Source organism: Enterococcus sp. DIV0774, from assembly GCF_050539095.1.
GTDB lineage: Bacteria > Bacillota > Bacilli > Lactobacillales > Enterococcaceae > Enterococcus > Enterococcus faecalis.
On sequence record NZ_CP172923.1, the window covers coordinates 1,193,379 to 1,210,202 of the forward strand.

Genomic DNA, 16,824 nt, shown 5'->3' on the forward strand with positions numbered 1-16,824 from the left:
AGCATGAGAAAACCAACGTATCATCAAATTAATCCGCTGATTCGTTTAAAAGAAACGGAGCTGCTTTCTGAGCAACAGTTTCAACAACTTTTAGAAGCGGAAACAGTTGAAGACGTTAAAAATATGTTAAAAAGTACGGTTTATCAACCTTATTTAACCGAAACTTTTGAAGAAAAATTTGACTACCATTCTTCTGAAGCGCTGGGAAATCTTTATCGCTGGTTATATGAAATGGCTCCAGAACCAGCTGTAGTAACGTTGTATACGATGCGTTTTACCTTCCATAACTTGAAAATTTTGACGAAAGCTGAGCAAACAGGTAAAGATTTTGATTATCTTTATTTAGAGGATGGTCGTTATTCTCTAAACACAGTCAAAAGTGCCATTCATACAAAAAACTCTTCCGAACTTGAACCAGCATTATTAGAAGTGATCCGTGATGTTTTTGCCTATCTGGAAGAAGGCGGTTTGCCGCAAGCAATTGATATCCTTTATGATCGAGCATTTTTACAGCAACAGCGAAAATTGGCGGATGAATTGGGCTATGAAGAGTTAACGAAGGAAGTCATCGCTTTTATTGATTTAACCAATCTATCAACGATGGCTAGAGGGATTGTTCAACATCAAAACAGTAACTTTTTATCAACCGTGCTTTCTAGTGCTGGCAGTATCTCAAAGAAAGAGCTGTTGACCTATGCGGAAAAGTCACTTGTAGAATTTACAGCATTTGTCAGAACAACGAATTACGGACAACTATTAGAAAAGATTATCAATAAAGAAACCAATGAATTAAATTTATTGGCTTTTGAAAAACTCAAAGATGATTACCTGACCTCAATGTATGAAAACGGTCGAACGGTTGCTTTTGGGCCGCTCCCATTACTAGCCTTTTTGAATGCGAAAGAAGTTGAATGGAAAAATTTGCGTTTAATTTTGGTCGGAAAACATAGTGGGTTTTCAAATGAAAAAATTCGAGAAAGGATGCGAAAAGTCAATGGGGTATAAAATTGGTGTCATTGGAGACAAAAATTCAATCTTACCATTTAAACTGTTTGGCTTTGAGGTCCATCATGCCATTTCAGAAATGCAAGTTAGAGAAGCCATTGAAACTATGGCAAAAAATAAGTTTGGGGTTATTTTCATAACGGAAGAAGCCTCTACTTTAGCAGAAGAAACGATTGAACGATACAAAGAACAAGTGACACCAGCGATTATTTTAATCCCAAGTCATAATGGTACAATCGGAATCGGTTTAAGTGAGATTGAAAAAAATGTTGAAAAAGCAATTGGACAAAATATTTTATAATGCAAAGGAGAATGAGCGTGCAAATTGGAAAAATTGTCAAAGTTTCAGGTCCTTTGATTTTAGCTGAAAACATGTCAGATGCTAGTATCCAAGACATTTGTCATGTGGGAGATTTAGGCGTTATCGGAGAGATTATTGAAATGCGAGGCGACGTCGCTTCGATTCAAGTATATGAAGAAACAACAGGCATTGGACCAGGAGAACCAGTTATTTCAACAGGAGAACCATTATCTGTTGAATTAGCCCCAGGTTTAATTGCCGAAATGTTTGATGGTATTCAACGACCATTGGATACATTTCAAGAAGTAACCCACAGTAACTTTTTAGGTCGTGGCGTTAAAATTGATGCGTTAGATCGTGAGAAAAAATGGACGTTTGAACCGACTGTGGCAGTTGGTGAAGAAGTGTCGGCAGGTGACATCGTCGGTGTGGTTCAAGAAACACCGATTATTCAACATAAAATTATGGTGCCTTTCGGCGTTTCAGGAACGATTGCCGAAATTAAAGCAGGTGACTTTGCCATTGATGAAACAGTTTACTCAGTGGAAACGGCTAAAGGAACGGAAAGTTTTAGCATGATGCAAAAATGGCCCGTTCGGCGGGGACGTCCCATTTTAGAAAAACTAAGTCCCAAAGTACCGATGGTGACCGGACAACGCGTAATTGATACCTTTTTCCCAATTACGAAAGGCGGAGCGGCAGCAGTTCCAGGACCATTTGGCGCTGGAAAAACAGTCGTTCAGCACCAAATTGCTAAGTGGGCCGATGTCGACTTAGTCGTTTACGTTGGTTGTGGGGAACGTGGGAATGAAATGACAGATGTTTTAAATGAATTTCCAGAATTAATTGACCCAACAACTGGTGAGTCTTTGATGAATCGGACGATTTTAATTGCGAATACGTCAAATATGCCGGTAGCGGCACGGGAAGCCTCGATTTATACAGGGATTACCATTGCAGAATATTTCCGTGATATGGGTTACTCAGTCGCAATTATGGCGGATTCTACTTCTCGTTGGGCAGAAGCGTTACGAGAAATGAGTGGCCGGTTAGAAGAAATGCCTGGTGATGAAGGCTATCCAGCCTATTTAGGTAGCCGTTTAGCTGAATATTATGAACGAGCAGGACAAGTCATCGCGTTAGGAAAAGATCATCGTGAAGGAAGCATTACAGCGATTAGTGCGGTTTCGCCATCTGGTGGGGACATATCAGAACCTGTCACCCAAAATACGTTACGCGTTGTTAAAGTATTCTGGGGCTTAGATTCTCAATTAGCACAAAAGCGTCATTTTCCTTCTATTAACTGGTTGCAAAGTTATTCTCTTTACTCCACAGAAGTAGGGCAATATTTAGACTTGGAATTGCAAGGAAACTGGGCCGCTATGGTAGCTGAAGGGATGCGGATTTTACAAGAGGAATCTCAACTGGAAGAAATTGTTCGCTTGGTTGGGATTGATTCCTTGTCGGATAAAGACCGTTTAACGTTGGAAACAGCCAAATCATTACGGGAAGACTATTTGCAACAAAATGCTTTTGATGACGTGGATACGTTCACTTCTCGAACCAAACAAGCGAAAATGTTGCAATTGATTCTAACTTTTGGTGAAGAAGGTCAAAAAGCCTTAAGTTTAGGCACTTATTTCTCTGAGTTAATGGCGGGAACAGTTGAAATCCGTGATCGCATTGCTCGTAGCAAGTATTTACCAGAAGAAGAATTAGAAAAATTGGATCGTTTACAAGCAGAAATTAAAACAACGATAAAAGAAATCATTGCTGAAGGAGGAATGACGAATGATTAAAGAATATCGCACAATCAATGAAGTCGTTGGTCCTCTGATGATTGTTGAAAAAGTGGCAGGCGTAAAGTACGAAGAATTAATTGAAGTACGCATGCAAAATGGCGAAATTCGCCAAGGGCAAGTTTTAGAAATCAATGGAGATAAAGCGATGGTCCAAATTTTTGAAGGAACGAGTAACATCAATATTCGTGATTCAAAAGTTCGCTTTCTGGGACATCCTTTAGAATTAGGGGTTTCGCCAGATATGATGGGGCGCGTTTTTGACGGCTTAGGTCGCTTAAAAGATAATGGACCAGAATTATTACCTGAGAAAAAATTAGATATTAACGGCGAAGTTATCAATCCAGTTGCTCGTGATTATCCCGATGAGTTCATCCAAACAGGGATTTCAGCGATTGACCATTTAAATACCTTAGTTCGTGGTCAAAAATTACCTGTTTTTTCAGCATCTGGCTTACCTCATAAAGAATTAGCGGCACAAATTGCCAGACAAGCCAACGTGTTAAATAGTGAAGAAGAATTTGCCGTAGTTTTTGCGGCCATTGGGATTACCTTTGAAGAAGCGGAATATTTTATGGAAGATTTCCGTCAAACAGGCGCAATTGATCGTTCAGTCTTGTTTATGAACTTAGCGAATGATCCAGCCATTGAACGGATTGCAACACCTAGAATGGCTTTGACAGCCGCTGAATATTTAGCTTATGAAAAGGGCATGCATGTCTTAGTTATCATGACGGATATGACCAATTATTGCGAAGCGTTGCGAGAAATTTCAGCAGCACGCCGTGAAGTTCCAGGACGTCGTGGTTACCCGGGTTATCTTTACACGAACTTAGCAACGTTGTATGAACGGGCAGGCCGAATTCGTGGCTCAAAAGGTTCCGTAACACAGATTCCTATTTTAACAATGCCAGAGGAGGATAAAACACATCCAATTCCCGATTTAACTGGCTATATTACAGAAGGGCAAATTATCTTGTCCCGGGAACTATATAAGAGCGGTATCCAACCACCAATTGATGTCTTGCCATCACTTTCCCGTCTTAAAGACAAAGGAACTGGTGAAGGCAAAACGCGCGGGGATCATGCAGCGACGATGAATCAATTGTTCTCAGCCTATGCACAAGGGAAACAAGCCAAAGAATTAGCTGTCATTTTAGGAGAATCAGCTCTTTCCGATGTCGATAAAATTTACGCAGCTTTTGCCCAACGTTTTGAAGAAGAATATGTCAACCAAGGATTCGATACAAACCGTTCGATTGAAGAAACGTTAGATCTTGGGTGGGAACTATTAAGTATGCTACCGAGAACAGAACTAAAACGAATTAAAGAGGATATGCTCGATCAATATTTAACTGAAGGGAAGTAGAAAAATGGCTCGATTAAATGTTAATCCAACCCGTATGGAACTTTCCCGATTGAAAAAACAGTTGACTACGGCCACGAGAGGTCATAAGTTGCTGAAAGACAAACAAGATGAATTGATGCGACGGTTTATTGCGCTAGTCAAAGAAAACAATGAGTTACGTATTCAGGTTGAACAAGAAGTAACGGATGCGTTATCAAATTTTGTATTGGCAAACGCAACGTTGAACGAAGCCTTTATTGAAGAGTTAGTGGCAATTCCAGCCGAAAAAGTTGAATTAGAAATTATTGAACAGAACATCTTAAGTGTGCCAGTTCCTAAAATGATTTTTGATTACGATGAATCGGTTCAAGAAGCACCTTTAGATTATGGCTACGTGAATTCAAACAGCGAGCTTGATCAAGCTTTTGCTAAAATTTCAAGCATTTTACCGAAATTATTAGCACTTGCAAATGTTGAAAAGACGTGCCAATTATTATCAAAAGAAATTGAAAAAACGCGTCGTCGTGTCAACGCTTTAGAGTATATGACGATTCCACAATTAGAAGAAACAATTTACTACATTCAAATGAAATTAGAAGAAAATGAACGTGGCGAAATTACACGTCTAATTAAAATTAAAAGCATGAACAAAGAAAATTAATGGTTAGAAAGAACGAGTGCGAAGCCAGTTGGTAGCTTTCGTGCTCGTTTTTAATAAAAAAGGGAGTGGAAAAAATGAAAAATGAAGAACGCCGCAAAGCGATTGCACTGAATTGTCAAAAATACGAAAGTGACTATGCTCGCTTGGTGGAACCAATCAATGAGCTACTGTTAAACTTGGGAGCGGCTATTTCAGAAGAAGCCGCGAAGCAAATCATTCTGAATGTAAAACGATATCATCACGGCGTGAAATATCTTCCTGAGTGTCATTTAGATGAAAGTAACCAATTTATCGAAGATGGGCTTGAAGCTCTTAAAAAGGGAGATTTAGGCAACGGTGCGTTACAACTATTTGGGGCTGGCTTAAACTTTGCTAGTTTTGCAGCAAAAGCACAAGGAACCAAAAAAATTGATGCCCACCAAATGTTGGCAGAACGTTTTACGAAGTTGTTGTCTGTACAAACGGATAATAATAACAAACAATAAAAATACCCTTGGTTTATTAAGTCGTCTTAATAAACCAAGGGTATTTTTTAACTGTTATTGATTAGGATATTCAGACACCTGTAATTGCCATAACTTATCTGTCACTGAAGCAATAAACGCAGCACTCTTAGCATTATCAGGTCCTTTCGTAAAAATTGCTAAAGCAAAGGGGTGAGGTGTTTCTAAAATCCCCATATCATGAATAAATTCATCATAGGAACCAATTTTATGAGCAACTTTTCCTTGAGTTGTGGGAGTTTCCATTCTTTCATGGAAAACACTTTGTTTCATAGAATCATAAATCGCTTGGTAATCTGGTTTTGTTGCTTTTTCAGTATATAATTTTTGTAGAATAACAAGCGCATCTTCCGAAGAAAATTGTGGCTCTTCAATCGAAGGTGTCTTGTGCAAATAACGCTGATACATTTCTCGTTTTGCTTTTGCATCACCACCCAATGTGTCATAGAGCATATTTTTAGCGATATTATCAGAATAGGTGATGGCATATTCTTGTAACGTTTTTAATGGATATTCTGGTTGGATATTATAGGCAATGATCCCAGTTCCTTCTTCATAATCTTCTTCGGCGTTATAGGGAATCAGGTCTGTCCATTTTTTTTGACCAGAAGCAACCGTGTCGGCGACTAGCATCGTCAGTGGCACTTTAATAGTACTAGCTGTATAAAATTCATGTTGGCCATTCACGGAACGTTGTTCGCCAGTTTCTAAATCCAAATAACTAATCCCGACCGTTCCTTCAAATTCTTTGACAGAAGCGACGAGCAGGTCATTTATTTTATCAAAAAATACTGTATTTGCTGAATTGTTTTCTTCCTTGTCTTTCGTATGTTTCTCATGTTTGGCGGAATCAATTGTAACTTTTTGTTCAGATTCTTTGGCATAATCTTCGCCACGACTTGAGAAGAAGAAGCCCACAATTAGGAAAAAGCAAAGAAAGAAAATGATGCCGTATAGTGAGAGTTGCTGTTTCTTCAATGTAAAACCCTTTCCGTTTCTCTAATAGATATTTTCTCAACTCCTCCATTTAATCATTTTTCGGATAAGAGCGCAAGCGTCTTTTTAATGGCACTACTGGTTTTGTTTCATTTGTTTTTGGAGTGCTTGCGATTGCTTTAATAGCTCTTTGCCGATAGTGGTATCTTTCACTAATAGCCGCTGTAAGGGGCGATCGATGACTTGTTTGATGGAATGAATGTCTTGATTATTTAAAATGGCTGTTTCTTTACTAGAAAAAGATTTATGCGCGGTCAGTTGTAACCCGAACGAGTTGTACAACAATGTATAACCAGCAATTCCAGTAATTGTCTGATAAGATTTTGAAAAGCCGCCGTCAATTACGAGAAGCGTGCCATTTGCTTTGATTGGTGATTCGCCTTTTGTTCGTTTAACTGGTGTATGACCATTAATGATATGTCGATTTTCACCAGTCACTTCAAATTCATCTAGGATTCTTTCACAAACTTCAACTGTATCACGCAAAGAGTAATAAGGATTCTTTTCTTCGTAATGTGTTTCTTTTTCAGCGAGAAAATAACGCTCGAAGGTTTTCATAGCTCGTTTGCCAAATAATGAGGAACCTTCGCCACACCAAAGATACCATAAACAATCTGTCGCATAGTCATCTGTACTAGCAGGCTGAGCGTATGCTTCTTCTAACATTTTCTGAAAGAAGTCAACTAAAGCTTTTCCTGAATAGGAGTGGCCTTTAAATGTATAAGCTTGAAAAGTACCGTCCGCATTCAGAGGCAGACAGCCATGAATCAATAAATTTTGATTATACACAAGGTAAAGAGAAGCTTTTTCCATTAGAAAGCGCATGTGTTTTGTTAACCGCGGTGAAGACTGAAATTGCGTTAATAAATCATCAATTATCTGTTTTTCCTCACGTGTTAATTGGTAAGGCTGCTCTTCAGAAACGGTTTGGAAACAGCTGTTAATTAATGTATAACGACATTCGTCAAAAGTAATAGTTTCCCCTTGAATCTTATCTAAGCGTAGCCGATGTGCCAAGTTAAAATCAGGGCGTCGACCAATAATTTGGCCTTCTAGTTTTTCTTGAATAATGGCAATGGCTTGTTGCACACGCATCGCTACTTGTTTTTCATCTTCAGTTAACGCACGATAGGGATTTTTCTTGGGTGCAAAAGCAGGATTTTCTTTATACGTTTCTAAACTAAATTTTTTTAAGGCGGTTAAATCGATAGCATAACGTTCTTCTAACAAATCTAAATTTCCATAGCGAGCACAAATACGCACTACATTGGCTAAACAAGCCAGTGAACCACTATAAGCAGCCAGCCAAATCATATCATGATTGCCTAGTTGAATATCCAAGGAGTGATAGGACATTAATCGGTCCATAATTTTATCTGGTGCTGGCCCCCGATCATAGATATCCCCAATAACATGTAGGTGATCAATAATCAGACGTTGGATTAGATAAGCTAATTCTGTCACGAAACGTTTGGCTTCACCTAGTAAAATAATTTTTTCAATAATTTGTTGATAGTAACCGTTTTTGGTTGTTGTTTCATCATATTGATAAATCAATTCTTCGAGAATATACCCATAGGTTTCAGGAAGGGCTTTGCGAACTTTAGAACGTGTGTACTTCATCGAAGAAGAACGGACGATTTCAACCAGACGGCGAATCGTTAATAGCCACCATTCATAAGAGAGGGCGCTTTCATTTTCTAAAAGTGTTAATTTTTCTTCTGGATAGTAGATAATAAAACAAAGCTCGTCCATCTGATGGGCATTTAATTCTTGTTTAAATAAAAATTGAACTTTTTCTCGGATTCGCCCAGAACCATTTCTTAAAATATGGTCAAAAGCTTCAAATTCACCATGTAAATCACTGACAAAATGTTCTGTTCCTTTCGGTAAATTCAAAATTGCTTCCAAATTAATAATTTCTTCAATTTGTTGATCGCGGTTCAGTGTAGCCAAGTCATCTGCCTTCTTTCTTTTTCGTATATACCAATTTTTGTTTAAAAGATTAAAGTCTTGAGAATAAAGGTTTTTTATTCATATGCCAATTATTGTAGGCTATTTGGCGAAAAAAAGCAACAGGAGAAAGTCAGAGAAAAATGTGGAAAATTATAGGAAGCTACTGGGTTTTATGCTATGATTTTTAATAAAACGAAATGAAGGGGCGGGAAAACATGTTATTTGGTACAGCAAAAATGAATCGGGAAAATCATTTAGAAATCGGTGGTTGTGACACCGTAAAGTTGGCGCAAAAATTCGGGACGCCGTTATTTGTTTATGATGTCGCTCATATTCGCGCACAAGCACGTGGTTTTAAACAAACGTTAAATCAATTAGGTATCAAAAATAAAGTGGTTTATGCAAGTAAAGCATTTAGTTGTTTAGCTATTTATCAAGTGTTAAAGGAAGAAGATATTGCTTGTGATGTTGTCTCTGGTGGAGAACTATTCACAGCTTTAAAAGGGGGCATGGAGCCAGCGGAAATTGAATTCCATGGAAATAACAAAACCCCTGAAGAATTACGTTATGCTTTGGATAACAAAATAGGTACAATTGTCATTGATAATTTTTACGAAATTGACTTGTTGGAAGAATTATTAGCTACACGAAACCAAACACAAAAAGTTCTTTTTCGGGTGAGTCCTGGCGTGGATGCAGAAACACATGATTACATTTTGACAGGCCAAGAAGATTCAAAATTTGGTTTTGATGTTGCAAGTGGCCAGGCAACAGAAGCGCTCGTTCGCCTTTTATCAAATCCCTCTTTTGATGTGCAAGGGGTCCATTGCCATATTGGCTCGCAAATTTTTGCTGTGGAAGGCTTTTTAGCTGCTGTTGAAAAAATGTTCACTATTTTAGAAGACTGGCGGCAAGTCCATCAATTTACAGCACGTGTTTTAAATATGGGTGGTGGTTTTGGTGTGCAGTACACGCAGCAAGATGAGCCATTAGCACCAGCAACATTTGTTGAAAAAATTGTTTATTCCTTGAAAGGTCATTGTGAACAATTAGGGTATCCACTGCCTGAGCTTTGGATTGAACCAGGCCGCAGTTTAATTGCCGAAGCGGGCACAACGATATATACAGTTGGCGCGCAAAAAGAGGTTCCTGGTGTTCGTCATTTTGTTTCCGTAGATGGTGGCATGGGTGATAATATACGGCCTGCTTTGTATCAAGCGGTTTATGATGGATTTCTAGCGAATCGTGATGGGCATGATTCAATCAAGAAAGTCACAGTGGTTGGTAAATATTGCGAATCAGGAGATGTCTTACTTCGAGATATTTTATTGCCAGAAGTTAAAGCAGGGGATTTATTGGCCATTAGTAGTACGGGGGCTTACGGTTATTCAATGGCAAGTAATTACAACCGAAATCCTCGACCAGCGGTGGTTTTTGTCGAAGATGGACAAGCAAAATTAGTTGCTCGCCGTGAGACATATGAAGATATGACAACGTTGGATTGTTGATAGATTAAAAGTAGCCGCCTCTTTTTGAGACGGCTGCTTTTTTTCAAAAAATAACAAAATGTAAGGGTGATTCCTTTCAGAAATGAAAAATCCATAGTATATTAAATGAAGAAGGAAATACTTTAGAAGAGGGTGTGATTTGCAGATGAAATGGCTCCTCGGGTTACTGATCATTTTTGCAATGATTGGCGTTGTTTTTTCTGTTTACATTGCCAATTATTTTTTGAAAATCGCGTTGCTTAAAGACAACCCTTGGTATCATAAAAAAGGGCATCGGTTATTAAATCCGGATAATTTTCAAGAACGAGAAACAAGATATACTAAAATAGAAGAACAACAAAAACAAGAAGGCGAAGCTTTTTGGACAGAGTCTTTTGCTGAAGATCGTTGGTTGAAAATTAAAGATGAAACATTGTATGCACGGTGCTTTATTCCTTATCCAGATAACCATCGTTGGGCGATTTGTGTGCATGGTTATCGTTCAAACGGAAAACGCGATATGGCATATACTGCATTACGTTTTGCAGAAGAAGGCTACAATGTTTTAGTTCCCGATTTGCGTGCGCACGGGAAAAGTTCAGGTAATAAAATTGGGATGGGATGGCTGGATCGGTTAGATTTATTAAGTTGGCTTAGTGAAGTTCTTGCCATTGATATGGAAGCAGAAATTATTTTAGTGGGCGGTTCCATGGGAGCGGCTACTGTCATGATGGCAAGTGGTGAAAAGTTACCAACGAATGTCCGCGGATTAATAGTGGATTGTGGCTATACTTCTGTTTATGATGAATTTAAATATGTCCTACATGAATCTTTTCATTTACCCGCTTTTCCTATTTTAACGATTGCTAATCAATTAGCATTAAATAACTATGGCTTTCAATTGAAAACTGCTTCTTCCGTGAGACAATTACACAAAAATACGTTGCCCACATTCTTTATTCACGGTACAGGTGATCGCTTTGTTCCAATGACAATGTTTGAAGAAAATTTAGCGGCAACTCAGGGGATAAAAAAAGGTCTCATTGTTGCTAAAGCACCACATTTATCTTCAAGTGTCTACGAACCTGAAAATTATTACAGTAGTATTTTTGAATTTTTGGAAGAAAACTGTCCTGCGGTAAAAACAATATCCGACTAAAAAAGACATGGATTTTCATGATTCCATGTCTTTTTTTTGTCTGACTCGTTTAGCTAAATTTAAAGTGCTTAAAAAGAAAAATAACGGCGCCAAACTACCAAGGCAAAGGAACCATTTCATTGAATAAGTTAACTCTTGCTGTAAAAGAGATTCTCGTATATAGCTGAAACCTTCGCCATGGACCCGCAAATAAATATAAATGTAAGCAAAAAGAATCACTAAAGGCAAAATACAGACTTCTAATATTTCCAAAAGATAAGGAAAGGTTTTATTTAATAATTTGAGGCGTGTCTTATTCAATAGATAAGCAAAAATGAAAATTGACCATAAAAAACCAAAAAAACTAATCAAATAAAAAATCAGATTCGCACTTCCTGCGTTCATAAAAGCTTTCGGGAAAAGTAGTCTGCCGATGAATGTATTTTTAATTGTAAAAGGAACATCAAAAATGGAAATATAAAGACAAAAAAGTACTAATGTTAACAAGGCATGCCAAATCTTTTTCTCCATTTCATTTAAAAAATATCTAATTACTTGGTACATTTCCATAAACTGTCGCTCCGTGTTTGAAATAATCGTAGTTTTGACTATACCATAGCTGTGCTCAATTTTCTTGAAAAAAATACACGCAACCAGCCTCGACTATACGAAACACACAGAGTGTCTAAAAAATAAGTTGCCGATCGCATTTTTTCGCATGCTAGTGTTGCACTTCTGTTTCGTTGGTGTTTTCTAATTGATGATTTGTTGATTAAAAAAGGGCAGGAGGGAGCGTTTTTCTAGTATAATAATATAAAAGAATATAGAGAAAATCGTAGGATGGGAGTTATTCAAAGTGGCGGAGATTACAGTTAAGACAATTTCAGCGAAAGATGATTTAAAGAAGTTGCTTTTGGGTCAAGAGTATGACCACCAGCAGCCGGTTAAAAATATTTTAAAAGCTAGAACATCGAATGTCCATATTGAAAAGTACGAGGTTGTGGAGGATGTTTTTTTAAAGTTAACTGGGAAGGCGACCGTGCACAAAGATATTATGAACTCATTTTGGACAACGTATAAAATTATGTTACAACTTGTTTATCCCGATTTCTTTAGACCAGCGGAAGTAATTGGGGAAAATCAAGAAAGCTATTTAGAAAAACCTTCTGAACAGAATTTGCTTGCAGTAAATAGCAAGTATCCGCCTCATGATTCCGGACCGATATTTAACTTATTTTGACCAAGCTTTTCCTGACTATTTACCAAATCCTGTACCCAAAAAATATACATGGAATGAATTCCTTCTCGACAATTTTACTAAATTTGATCGAGTCCATCAGGACCCACAATTAAAGCGTTTTGCCGAACTTACCCATTCAATTGGAAACATTACAGTAGTTCCACTAGGATTTAACAGTGGAAGAAGCTTATCGTTTAAAGATTATTGGGATTATTCTTTAGAACAACTTTCGATATTTTTAGCTTCGTTTCATTCATGGGAAAGCTACGTTCATACGTATGAGATGCAACCATTTTTAAATGAACAGTATCAACCAGTAGCGCTATGGAAAAATCATTTGAAAAAAGACTCGTTTATCTTACCTCAGAATCTAGAGGAGATAAATGAATATTTAGTTCAAGTAAATCAACGAATAGAAAAAAGAGGGCAGCGAATAGTGAATCGGTTGTAATGAAATAAGAATCGACTTTTCACTAAACGTTGAAAGTCTCGAATCTTGTGCTCTTTTATTGACTCAGGAACAGAGAACGATTAAACTACTAGATTAGTATCAAAAAATAATTGCGTATAGGGATAACCAGTCGCATGTTTAAATGACTTTTAGGTCTTATGTAAGTAACAAAAGTTATTAGTACGAAGCAATCATTTTAGAAAGGAGCTTTTATGCAATTCACATTATTAAATCAAGGAAATCAAGCCTATTGGGAAGCAACCTACATAGAAGCTTTTCCAGAAGAAGAGAGACTGCCGTTTGATCAATTATTGACGTCTTCTCAAGCAGGAAAATTTCATTTGTTTGTTATTCAAGAGGCGGATGAGAACGTGGGGATTTTGTTAAATAGTCAAATTGCACCTGAAGCAACCTATGTCTTTTTCTTTGCAATTGATCAGCACCACCGAAACCAACGATTAGGTTCAACAGTGTTAGCGTTATTGAAGACACGTTATCCTAAGGGGGTTCTTTTGGAGAGTGAAGAAATTGGCAAAAATGCAGCGAATGAAGCCCAAAGAGAAAAACGTTATCAGTTTTATGAAAGAAATGGCGTGCTGGATACAGGGTATCTGATTATGGATAGAGGACTCACTTTTCATATCATGTTTGCTGGAGCATCAGGCTTCAGTGGAACGCAGCTACAGTTTTTATTAGACTTCCATCCAGTAGCAAAAATTTGGAAAAAGCCAAGTATTGATGGCATCAGGTAATTTTTATCAAATAAGTAAATTAAACAAACAAAAAAACATATGAAAGAACGGACCAATCGGTTCTTTCATATGTTTTTTATCATTAGCCTCGAAATAACTAGCGAATACCCAAAGCAATTCGTGCGTAACGGCTCATTTTATCCGTTGTCCAAGCAGGGTACCAGACTAATTTTACTTCGATATTATTCACTTCAGGAATATCTTTTAAAACACCATGGATTTGTTCTGTTAAAACATCTGCTAACGGACAACCCATTGTGGTTAAGGTCATTTTGATGACAGTATCACCAGTTTCTTCTGCAAATTCAACTTCATAAATTAGTCCTAAATTAACAATATCGATGCCTAATTCAGGGTCAATCACTGTTTCTAATGCAGTTAAAATATCTTCTTTAATTGCTTCAACTTCTTCGGTTGAACGTTGTTGAGGTTGTTCACTCATTCGTCTTCTACTCCTTTGCAAGTTGCCTCTTTACTATCATACCTTTTTTAAGAATGTTTGTAAATGAGAAGTATCTCACATGTCATGTAATTTACTGATTTATTAAAAAAGCTCATAAAATTCGAAATTCATTTTATTTTAATTGAAATCTCATTATTTTATTGACATTAGAAAACAATGAGTTTAGAATGATCGATAACAATCTAAATTTAATTTTTGGATATTTTTAAAAAACTGAATTTTCAGTCAATTGGAAATATCAAAGGGAGGATTTTATGAAAATTAAGCAGGTACATGTTAGGGCATCGAAAATTAAACTGAAAGAAACATTTACGATCGCTTTGGGGACGATAGAATCAGCGGATAGTGCAATTGTGGAAATTGAAACAGAAGAGGGATTAGTTGGATATGGAGAAGGAGGGCCAGGCATTTTTATTACCGGTGAAACGTTGGCTGGCACGCTTGAAACGATCGAATTATTTGGCCAAGCAATCATTGGCTTAAACCCCTTTAATATTGAGAAAATTCATGAAGTGATGGATAAAATATCTGCTTTCGCTCCAGCGGCAAAAGCAGCAATCGATATTGCTTGTTATGATTTGATGGGTCAGAAAGCTCAACTGCCTCTTTATCAATTGTTAGGCGGCTATGATAACCAAGTAATAACGGATATTACACTAGGTATTGATGAACCAAATGTGATGGCACAAAAAGCCGTCGAAAAAGTCAAACTAGGTTTTGATACATTAAAAATTAAAGTCGGAACAGGAATTGAAGCTGATATCGCAAGAGTAAAAGCGATTCGTGAAGCAGTTGGCTTTGATATCAAGCTCCGCTTAGATGCGAATCAGGCTTGGACGCCCAAAGATGCAGTTAAAGCGATTCAAGAATTAGCAGATTATCAAATTGAATTAGTGGAACAGCCAGTTAAAAGACGCGATTTAGAAGGTCTAAAATACGTTACTTCACAAGTTAATACGACAATTATGGCTGATGAAAGCTGTTTTGATGCTCAAGATGCGTTGGAATTAGTTAAAAAAGGCACAGTCGATGTTATCAATATAAAATTAATGAAGTGTGGCGGCATTCATGAAGCGCTGAAAATTAATCAGATTTGTGAAACAGCAGGCATCGAATGCATGATTGGTTGCATGGCGGAAGAAACAACCATTGGCATCACGGCTGCTGCCCATTTAGCTGCTGCTCAAAAGAATATCACACGAGCAGATTTAGATGCGACATTCGGTTTAGAAACTGCGCCCGTAACTGGGGGCGTATCCTTAGAAGCAAAACCATTATTGGAATTAGGAGAAACAGCTGGATTAGGCATTTCTCATTAAAAAAGGAGTAAAGCAAATGAAGTATGATTTAAAGTATCTTAGTGTTCCTTTGCCTGAGGAAATTCAAAGGGTGAAAGAATTTGGCGATTTTGCAAGTGCGGATATTGCCATTGATTTTTGGTTGACAAAAGAACTTCCGCAGGCATTAAAAGAACGTTTGATAATTGAAAAAGATGTCATTAAAATGATGCGTATGAATGAGTATCCTCATAGCTTTGCAAAAGCTGATCAAATGATGAGAGACACTTTTCAGGATTATCAAACAGAGGAATTAATTCGTTTAAAAGAAACGGGATTAGTGGACTGGGTTTATATTGACGGTGAACCGTATTTCCAACTTCGATTTTTGGCCAATTTAATTAAAACAAATGCGGCATATGTTGCACGTTTGCGGGAAGCAGAAAGCAATCAATTAGAAATTCTCCGCAAAAAAGAACTAAAAGAGAACATCGAACAAATGCAAAAAAACGGTGGTAGAAAAGTGAGAACAACAATTAAAGCCACCATTCAGGTGAAAAAAGAATTTGAGCGTCCAGGTGAGCGTGTTCGTGTCCATTTGCCGCTGCCCAAAGCGTGTCAACAACAATCAGAAATTGAAATCCTAGCTACGTCACCTGAAGCAACCTATATTGCGGCAGAAGATGCGCCTCAACGAACACTGTGTTTTGAAACAATCTTAAAAGAAAATCAAACGTTTACAGTTGAATATTGTTATGTTAATCGGATGGTTTACCAACAGTTAGAAGAAAATAACGTAGACAAAATGCAACCAAGCTTTGATTTAGAGGAACAGTTACCGCATATTCGATTCACGCCTTATTTAAGAAATTTAGCAGATGAGATTGTGGGCGATGAAAGTAATCCCTTAAAAAAGGCACGCTTGATTTATGACTTTGTGACGACAAAGATTCATTATTCTTTCATGCGTGAATATTTTACAATTACCAATATTTCAGAGTATGCTGCAACTAATTTAAAAGGTGACTGCGGCGTGCAAGCGATTTTGTTTATCACGCTTTGTCGGATTACAGGGATACCAGCCAAATGGCAATCGGGATTATATGTTTCTACACATTATACAGGCTGTCATGATTGGGCACAATTTTATATAGAACCGTACGGCTGGCTCTTTGCGGATTTATCTTTTGGCGGAGGTGCTTACCGAGACGGGGATAGACAGCGGTGGAATCATTATTTCGGCAATTTAGATGTTTTTAGAATGGTCGCAAATAGTGAGATCCAGGCAGACTTTCACCCGGCAAAAATGCAATTACGTGCAGACCCAATTGACAACCAGCGGGGAGAATTTGAGTACGAAAATGAGGGCTTGCCCTACGCATGCTTGATAGTTTCGCAAGAACGGCTTTCCATGGAAGAGTTGCCGTTTGATTGACACATAGGGGGA

The 16,824-nt window shown here is 37.7% G+C and carries 15 protein-coding genes and 1 pseudogene; 12 read left to right on the forward strand and 4 right to left on the reverse strand.

What is annotated here, in order from left to right:
• Nucleotides 1-3: 3 nt before the first annotated feature.
• From IGL86_RS05830 to IGL86_RS05855, 6 genes are all read left to right on the forward strand, one after another.
• On the forward strand, nucleotides 4-1,005 hold the full coding sequence (locus tag IGL86_RS05830) for a V-type ATPase subunit (RefSeq protein ID WP_002366645.1): 1,002 nt from the start codon (nucleotides 4-6) through the stop codon (nucleotides 1,003-1,005).
• Complete coding sequence (locus IGL86_RS05835) at nucleotides 995-1,306, forward strand: V-type ATP synthase subunit F (RefSeq protein WP_002357676.1); 312 nt, start codon at nucleotides 995-997, stop codon at nucleotides 1,304-1,306. The genes IGL86_RS05830 and IGL86_RS05835 overlap by 11 nt, the downstream gene beginning before the upstream one ends.
• Nucleotides 1,307-1,323: 17 nt before the next feature.
• Nucleotides 1,324-3,105: a V-type ATP synthase subunit A gene (locus IGL86_RS05840; protein WP_002371187.1), complete on the forward strand. Its 1,782-nt coding sequence runs from the start codon at nucleotides 1,324-1,326 to the stop codon at nucleotides 3,103-3,105.
• Nucleotides 3,098-4,474, forward strand: a complete 1,377-nt coding sequence (locus IGL86_RS05845) for a V-type ATP synthase subunit B (RefSeq protein ID WP_002357674.1) — start codon at nucleotides 3,098-3,100, stop codon at nucleotides 4,472-4,474. The genes IGL86_RS05840 and IGL86_RS05845 overlap by 8 nt, the downstream gene beginning before the upstream one ends.
• A gap of 4 nt (nucleotides 4,475-4,478) precedes the next feature.
• Nucleotides 4,479-5,114, forward strand: a complete 636-nt coding sequence (locus tag IGL86_RS05850; RefSeq protein WP_002357673.1) for a V-type ATP synthase subunit D — start codon at nucleotides 4,479-4,481, stop codon at nucleotides 5,112-5,114.
• Nucleotides 5,115-5,188: 74 nt separating this feature from the next.
• Nucleotides 5,189-5,599, forward strand: coding sequence for a hypothetical protein (locus IGL86_RS05855; protein WP_002374910.1), 411 nt, complete (start codon nucleotides 5,189-5,191; stop codon nucleotides 5,597-5,599).
• A 54-nt stretch (nucleotides 5,600-5,653) separates the two neighbouring features.
• Here IGL86_RS05855 and IGL86_RS05860 read toward each other — a convergent pair whose 3' ends face one another.
• On the reverse strand, nucleotides 5,654-6,535 hold the full coding sequence (locus IGL86_RS05860; RefSeq protein WP_002374908.1) for a serine hydrolase: 882 nt from the start codon (nucleotides 6,533-6,535) through the stop codon (nucleotides 5,654-5,656).
• A gap of 153 nt (nucleotides 6,536-6,688) precedes the next feature.
• Nucleotides 6,689-8,569, reverse strand: coding sequence for a fructose-bisphosphatase class III (locus tag IGL86_RS05865; protein ID WP_033625661.1), 1,881 nt, complete (start codon nucleotides 8,567-8,569; stop codon nucleotides 6,689-6,691).
• Nucleotides 8,570-8,766: 197 nt separating this feature from the next.
• On the opposite strand from IGL86_RS05865, the gene lysA reads away from it, so the two are divergent.
• Nucleotides 8,767-10,077, forward strand: a complete 1,311-nt coding sequence (gene lysA, locus IGL86_RS05870; protein ID WP_025192682.1) for a diaminopimelate decarboxylase — start codon at nucleotides 8,767-8,769, stop codon at nucleotides 10,075-10,077.
• Between the two features lie 145 nt (nucleotides 10,078-10,222).
• Nucleotides 10,223-11,215 carry an alpha/beta hydrolase gene (locus IGL86_RS05875; protein ID WP_016617300.1) on the forward strand — a complete coding sequence of 331 codons (993 nt, stop codon included), beginning with the start codon at nucleotides 10,223-10,225 and terminating at the stop codon, nucleotides 11,213-11,215.
• A 15-nt stretch (nucleotides 11,216-11,230) separates the two neighbouring features.
• Here IGL86_RS05875 and IGL86_RS05880 read toward each other — a convergent pair whose 3' ends face one another.
• On the reverse strand, nucleotides 11,231-11,764 hold the full coding sequence (locus IGL86_RS05880) for a hypothetical protein (protein WP_002365632.1): 534 nt from the start codon (nucleotides 11,762-11,764) through the stop codon (nucleotides 11,231-11,233).
• A gap of 286 nt (nucleotides 11,765-12,050) precedes the next feature.
• On the opposite strand from IGL86_RS05880, the pseudogene IGL86_RS05885 reads away from it, so the two are divergent.
• Nucleotides 12,051-12,885 (forward strand): annotated as a pseudogene (locus IGL86_RS05885) (hypothetical protein).
• 212 nt (nucleotides 12,886-13,097) lie between these two features.
• Nucleotides 13,098-13,637, forward strand: a complete 540-nt coding sequence (locus IGL86_RS05890; protein ID WP_010713419.1) for a GNAT family N-acetyltransferase — start codon at nucleotides 13,098-13,100, stop codon at nucleotides 13,635-13,637.
• Nucleotides 13,638-13,734: 97 nt separating this feature from the next.
• Here IGL86_RS05890 and IGL86_RS05895 read toward each other — a convergent pair whose 3' ends face one another.
• Complete coding sequence (locus tag IGL86_RS05895) at nucleotides 13,735-14,079, reverse strand: metal-sulfur cluster assembly factor (RefSeq protein WP_002357660.1); 345 nt, start codon at nucleotides 14,077-14,079, stop codon at nucleotides 13,735-13,737.
• 275 nt (nucleotides 14,080-14,354) lie between these two features.
• On the opposite strand from IGL86_RS05895, the gene IGL86_RS05900 reads away from it, so the two are divergent.
• Together IGL86_RS05900 and IGL86_RS05905 are read left to right on the forward strand one after the other, a co-directional pair.
• Entirely contained in the window at nucleotides 14,355-15,419 is a 1,065-nt protein-coding gene (locus IGL86_RS05900) for a dipeptide epimerase (protein ID WP_033625664.1), read from the forward strand.
• A gap of 16 nt (nucleotides 15,420-15,435) precedes the next feature.
• Nucleotides 15,436-16,812, forward strand: coding sequence for a transglutaminase-like domain-containing protein (locus tag IGL86_RS05905; RefSeq protein WP_016617952.1), 1,377 nt, complete (start codon nucleotides 15,436-15,438; stop codon nucleotides 16,810-16,812).
• Nucleotides 16,813-16,824: the final 12 nt, after the last annotated feature.